The 6000-nt window shown below is 68.8% G+C and carries 5 protein-coding genes; all 5 read right to left on the bottom strand.

The window, feature by feature from the left end:
- Positions 1 to 331: 331 nt before the first annotated feature.
- The gene (locus ACFUTU_RS08735; RefSeq protein ID WP_377963224.1) at positions 332 to 1435 is read right to left on the bottom strand and encodes a glycoside hydrolase family 3 N-terminal domain-containing protein; all 1104 of its coding nucleotides are present in this window, start codon (positions 1433 to 1435) and stop codon (positions 332 to 334) included.
- Positions 1436 to 2215: 780 nt separating this feature from the next.
- Positions 2216 to 2392, bottom strand: a complete 177-nt coding sequence (locus tag ACFUTU_RS08730) for a CsbD family protein (RefSeq protein ID WP_377963300.1) — start codon at positions 2390 to 2392, stop codon at positions 2216 to 2218.
- 98 nt (positions 2393 to 2490) lie between these two features.
- Positions 2491 to 3972 carry a PepSY-associated TM helix domain-containing protein gene (locus ACFUTU_RS08725; protein ID WP_377963222.1) on the bottom strand — a complete coding sequence of 494 codons (1482 nt, stop codon included), beginning with the start codon at positions 3970 to 3972 and terminating at the stop codon, positions 2491 to 2493.
- Between the two features lie 280 nt (positions 3973 to 4252).
- On the bottom strand, positions 4253 to 5035 hold the full coding sequence (locus tag ACFUTU_RS08720; protein WP_377963220.1) for a YcnI family protein: 783 nt from the start codon (positions 5033 to 5035) through the stop codon (positions 4253 to 4255).
- A 169-nt stretch (positions 5036 to 5204) separates the two neighbouring features.
- The gene (locus ACFUTU_RS08715; RefSeq protein WP_377963218.1) at positions 5205 to 5816 is read right to left on the bottom strand and encodes a hypothetical protein; all 612 of its coding nucleotides are present in this window, start codon (positions 5814 to 5816) and stop codon (positions 5205 to 5207) included.
- Between the last annotated feature and the right edge of the window lie 184 nt (positions 5817 to 6000).

The following is a 6000-nucleotide window of genomic DNA, read 5'->3' as shown; positions in this document are numbered from 1 at the left end:
GGCGCCGGGTGGGGGCTCGCCGTGCCGGGGGGGGCGCCACCGCACTGTGGCGCCCCCACCCCCCCGGCCCACGGCACACTGGGGCCCCTTCACAAGAGGGCGCAGGTGTCCGTTCGCGCTTCACTGTGTTCCTTCGCCGGGGCGTATTGCCAAAAAGGGCCGCTTGGAGGGTGGGTGCCTTGCTGCGTTGCCAAAAAGGGCCGCTTGAAAGCCCATTTAAGCGGCCCTTTTTGGCAACAGAGCTCCTTCAACCGGCCACTTTTGGTAATTCCGCGTCCAGGGGCGGGCATCCGTCGTCGGGAAGGGCCGCGCCACTCTCCGGCAGGGCCCTTTACTTCCCGGCCTTCACCGTCAGCACCGTCAGGGCGGCGGCGTTGACCTTGGCGGCAAAAGCGGAATTGTGCTGGGCGAGCTGCAGCACGGCCGAGTACATGACGGGTATGGAGCGGGGGTTCGCGCACAGCAGCATGGTCCCGCCGGCATTGACGAAGCTTGCGGCCCGGTTGGCCAGGGACCAGGGACCCAGCTGCTGGGCGCTGCACAGGTCATCGGACAGCACGACGCCGGTGAAGTGCAGTTCCGAGCGCAGCATCGTCCGCATGATCACCGGTGAGAACGGTGCAATCCGGGCGGCGTCGATGCGCGTGTAATAGGCGCTCGAAACCATGACCCACCTGGTTCCCGCCTGAACCGCGGCCCGGAACGGCAGCAGGTAGGGGTCAGTCCTCGTGGTGACGGTGTCCTTGACGTTCCGGCTGGTGTCCGTGTTCAGGACCACGCGGCCCAAGCCGGGAAAATGCTTGACCACAGGTGCGATGCCCGCCTGGCGCATTCCGGCCGCGAAGGCGCCGCCATGGGCAGAGACCGACTGCGGCGTGAACCCGTACTCCCGGCCAATGAACCCGATGGGCGCGTTGCGCGGGGCGAACTGCGGGCTGGGCACCGTGTCCATTACCGGGGCCAGGTTCATGGTGAGACCCGCCGCCCGCAGCTGGCTTCCCCACACGCGGGCGTTCGCCTGGAGGGCCGCCGGCGTCTGTCTTCCCTGAGCCAGAGCCGTGGGGATCGTTGAGAACCCCGGTCCGCGGAGCACCTGGACGAAGCCGCCCTCCTGGTCGGTCGCCACGGCAAGCCGGACGCCTCCGGTGGTGGCTGCCGACACAGTGGCCGTCATCCTCCGGACTACGGCTGCCGTCGCGGCGGTGCCAGCACGGCTGCGGCCCGCAAGATAGACATTCCCGACATGGAACCGCGTCAGGCTGGACATAGTGTTGGCGTCAGCCCCGGTGGCAGTGGCCGCCACCATGAACAGCTGGCCCACCCGCTGCGGCAGGGTGAGCCGGGCCAGCTGCTGGGCTGGCGTGAGTGCGTCCGCCACCACAGCTGCATGGCGGACGACGGCGGACTGCAGGGCGCGGGGGACAGCCGCGGCCACGCTTTGAACGGCTTGGGTCGTGGCGGGGGCGGTCCGGACTGGAGCGGGTCGGCTTACGGCATGCTGTCCCGACCCAGGGTGATCTGTTGCCGGCGCGGCACGGTGTGCTGCGGAAAGGACATGGGCCGCTGCCGCTGGGAGGTGCGGGTCTGCTGCCGGCAGTGGCGTGCCTGCCGTGGACTGGGGCGGCCCGCCCGCTGCGGACAGAACCAGCAGGAGTGTTGCTCCCAGGACTGCCAAATTACTCAGATGACGCATGATCCCACGGCCTTGCGGTAAAGCTCATATACCAACGAGAGTACGCCCTCTCCGCCGAGCGGGAGCTGGCCTTGCCGCGGCGTCAGCCATCCGTATCCGGCGTCGGTTGGCCCGCGTTGCACGTGAAATTGCCGAAAAGTGCCGCCTGGGAATGGCGCAGGGCGACCACTTTTGGTCATCCGGAAACGGCCAGCGGCCATTTTTGGTAAATCCCGTGCCATCGCGGACCGGGAGCATGGCCGCAGGCATGGAAATGCCGCCCTGCGGTGTTGGGGGCCATCGCAGGACGGCATGGATCCAAGGTACTGTGCGAGTCTTCGCAGCAACAGCACTCCCGTCCGTGGCGGCGGGAATCTTAACGTTTTTTTTAACGCCTCCCTGCGTTTGCACGCCGCACGTTTGCGCCCGCGTAGAAGCGCCCCACGTCTGAGCGCCCGGCGTCTGAAAGGCCGCAATGGCCGGACACGCGGCGAGGCCCTGTCCGCTCTTACCGGACAGGGCCTCGAGCTCTAAATCGGGACCTTAGTGCCTCCTGAAGGCGTCCTTGATCTTTTCGCCGGCCTGTTTGAGGTCGGCCCTGATGTGGCGGGCCCTGCCTTCGGACCGGAGCCGTTCGTCTCCGCTGGCGCGGCCGGCTGCTTCTTGGCTTCTGCCGTGGAGTTTTGCGGCGGCGTTGTGGATCTTGTCACCCAAACCCATCATGACCTCCTGTTCGGGAAGGCCGGGGCGGCCTGCTGCCGCGGCGGCCACTTTCAGTTTATCGACGGCGGGCCGGGCCAGCCATGCCCACCCTGCGGTTAGCGGGCCAAAGCTTCGTCCTGCAATTCTGCGGCGGCCGCTTCCGGTTCGGGAGAACGACGGCGGCGCATGGCTTCCCCGATCACCGTGTCCACGAGGATGAAGGCGAGCAGGCTCCAGCCCAGGAGCGGCAGGAACATGCCCACGAGGACCATGACCGTCATCGCGGCCAGGACGCCTGCCCAGTGGCCGCGGATGAAAGCTCCCCGGGGTGCCGGCCGGCCCATGGTCCAGGCGCCGCCCCGGGTGGGGCGCCGCTTCCACCACATGACGTACCCCCACACCACCATGGCCGCCAGGCCCAGGGCCACTGCGAGCAGGACCAGCTGGTTCGGCAGGCCGAAGAGCAGCCCCATGTGCGCCGCGATGGCCCAGCGGGTCAGCTTCGCTGCCAATCCGAAGTCCTTGAAGTCGGCGCGGCTGGTGACTTTGCCGGCGTCGGGGTCGACGGCGACAGCGCTGGCAGTGGCGGGCCATTCCCGGCCGGCCTCGGTCACGGTCCAGGCGGTGCCGGCTTTCGCGGGAGACTTGATGTCGATCATGGGCGCGGTGATGATGTCCGCACGGGCGATCCGCTGGACGGCATCATAGGCTGCCGGGTCTGCTGCCGCGCCGGCGGGTGCCGCCGAGCCGTGACCGGAGTGGTCGCTGGCCGGGGCGGAGGCCTCGCCATTCAGCGCCGTGGAGACTGTGGGGGTCAGCCAGCCCAAGCCGGTCCGCAGCGCCGTGATGTTGTCGCCGGCGTGGGCCGACCAGGTCAGGCCGGAGGCGGAGAGGAACAGGAACGCGGCGAGCATGACGGTTCCGGTGGTGCCGTGGAGCCAGACTGTCCTGGCCCGGCCGGCAGGAGGGCGGGCCTTCCGTGGTGCTGTCCGGCGTCGGCGGATCCTGTCGATCCACAGGACCAGGCCGCCGAGCGCCACAACCCACAGCCAGGAGGCAGCCAGTTCGCTGTAGATCCGGCCGGGTTCGCCAAGGTTCAGGGACCGGTGGAGATTGGAGATCCAGGTGCGCATCGGCAACGCACCGCTGCTGCCGTAGGTGGTGAGGTCTCCGCGGATTTCGCCGGTGCCGGGATTAACGAAGACGGTCCGGTACTCGGATTCGCCCAGGGCGGGGTCCGCGAACAGCACCCGCGTGGTGTCTTCCGGGCCGGGTGCCGGACGGACGCCGATGGGCGAGGCGCCTCCAGTGGAATCCATGGCCGCCCGGACCTGGGCTGAGAGCGGCAGGGGCCGGTCGACCGGAGGGACGTGCAGTTCCTTGGCGTAGACGGCCTGTTCGAGTTGCGGCGTGATGGCGTAGAGGCCGCCGCTGACCGCAGCGATGAGGAGGAAGGGGCCGGCGAGGATTCCGGCGTAGAAGTGCAGCCGGAGCATGAACGCGCGGAACCAGCCGCGGCTTTCCGCGTTAGTGCCGGCGGGAGCAATGTCCGGCGGGGCCGGCTGGGTGGATTCTTGGGGGTTGGCTAACAGGGTCATGGTTTTGTCTTTCGAGGACTGGTGGCGCTGCGGGTGTGCGTTTTTACGGCACGACGGCGCGTGGCAGCTCCGGGACGTCCCGCAGCTGGGCAGAACGCACCTCGGCAGAACAGCCGGGCAGAATGAGCCGGGGCAGAACGCATCCGGGCAGCGAGAAGCGTTTTTGGGGAGCACCAAGGAACCCCTCATGCAATCATGCGGATGAGGAGCTACTCAGCGAGTAAGGGCTAAAGTGCCAACAGGCGCCTGGGCGGGTTGCCTGCCCAGGCGCCCGGAAACCCTAGTTGCCGCGGCTGGCGCGGGTGCGGGCCAGCGCCGTCACACCTGCAGCAAGGCCCAGCAGGCCGGCTCCAAGGCCGACCCAGCCGGCGGTGTCGCCCCCGGACGAGGCAGGCGACGCCGGTGCCACGGCGGAGGCCTGAGTAGCGGCGGGAGTGGCTTCGGCGTGGGCGCCTTCGCTTTCGGCCGCCGTGGTGACGAACGACGGCGCCGGGCGGGACTCCTTGGCTTCAGAGGCGGGCGCGGAGCCTGCCGCGCTTGGCGTTGCGGCCGCGTGGTCGTGGTGCTCGGCTGCGGCGTCGGCCCAGTTGACGGTGGTCCCGTCCGTGTAGCCCTGCGCCGCCGGCAGGGTCAGCGTGGTGCCGGCTGCGGGGAGTCGCCCGACGGACAGGGTGAAGGTCTGGAACTCCTTCTGCCCGATCTGGTGCGCGGCGTCAGCAGTCCACACCACGCTGGTGGGCGCCTTCGTCACGGTGGCCCCGCCAACCTCGACCGGTTTGGGCAGCGTGCTGGTGATGATCTGGGCCTTCCAGCCGTCCATCGGCTTGACCGAGACCGAGGTCAGCGGGGTGTCCGTGGGCAGCTTCACTTCGAGCCGGTTGGTCTTGGCGGTCTCGGATTCGTTCGGGACGCTGAACGTGAGCTTGGTGAATCCCCCCTCGGCGGTGGCGGAGGGGTCCACGGTGACGTGGGCGGATGCGGCGGCCGCACCTGCGGCCAGGAATCCGGCCGCGAGTGCGGCCGTCGCGGTGCTCTTGAGGGTACGGCGAAGGGAGGTGTTCATGGCAGATGCGCCTTTCAAAGCGTCAGTTTCACAGGTTTTAGGGGTCAGGAATGGCAGGCCGGTGGGCCTGTCCGGGAAGCGGAAGAGCCGCCGTCGGAAGTTCCTGCCCTGCGTGAAAAGGAGCCCGGGTAAAGAAGGCCCTGCTTGAAAGGAGCGAAAGGAACTGGCTCTAGGCGGCGGCGGGCACCGGGGGTCCGCGCCGGGAAGGCAGGCGCACCGAGTGGTGCGTGGGCGGAAGCAGCGGTGCCGCGAAGCGGGCCAGCGGGGTGCGGACGGGAAGGATGAGGGCCGGTTCGGGGACCTGGAACAGCGGGCTCAGCCAGTCGGCCAGTGCCGCGAGGGCCTGCTCGCCGCGGGCTAGGAGCAGCGCCGTGACCAGGGTGGCGACGGCGTGGGCGGTGAACATGAGTCCGTCCGGTACAGATCCGTGGGCTGGCCCGGCCAGCATCAGCGGCTCGTGGCTCAGCGCGGCCGGGGCGTGTCCGGCGTGTTCGGAAAGCATTGCCGGGGAAACCGCTGCGGGAGTGCCTGCGGACATGGCGTCGAACGCCCAGTGCAGCCAGGCCTGTCCGCCGCCGAGCAGCCCGATCAGTACCGGCAGCGCCAGCCTGAAGCGGGTCAGCGCCGCCACCGGAACCATGGTCACGGCGCACAGGGCCGCGAGGATCGCGGGTTCGGGCAGCTGCCCTCCGCCGGCGAGGTGGCCGCCGGCGGCCAGCCCCAGGACGACGGAGCCGATCAGCCCGGAGCGGAACAGGCGGAACGAAGCGTGCGGCTTCACGGGCTGTCCTTTCTCCTGGGCGTCGACATTGGCGTCAGCAGCGGAATGCACTTCCCGCAATGGTATGACGTGAATCACACGCCGCTGCCTTTATGACGAAAATTGGTTCCTACTGATTCTGACAGTAGGAACGTCGGCGTGGAAAAACCTTGTGCGCCGGCGCGATTTGGCCCGCGAAGGGCAC

Source organism: Arthrobacter sp. NPDC057388 (assembly GCF_042668165.1).
Lineage (GTDB): Bacteria > Actinomycetota > Actinomycetes > Actinomycetales > Micrococcaceae > Arthrobacter.
Note: the sequence above shows the minus strand (reverse complement) of the source record. Positions and strands in the feature narration are given on the sequence as shown.

Excerpts from the sequence above, each read along its gene's own strand:
- ACFUTU_RS08720 (WP_377963220.1), bottom strand. The coding sequence starts at position 5,035 with ATGAACACCTCCCTTCGCCGTACCCTCAAGAGCACCGCGACGGCCGCA.
- ACFUTU_RS08730 (WP_377963300.1), bottom strand. The coding sequence starts at position 2,392 with ATGGGTTTGGGTGACAAGATCCACAACGCCGCCGCAAAACTCCACGGC.
- ACFUTU_RS08725 (WP_377963222.1), bottom strand. The coding sequence starts at position 3,972 with ATGACCCTGTTAGCCAACCCCCAAGAATCCACCCAGCCGGCCCCGCCG.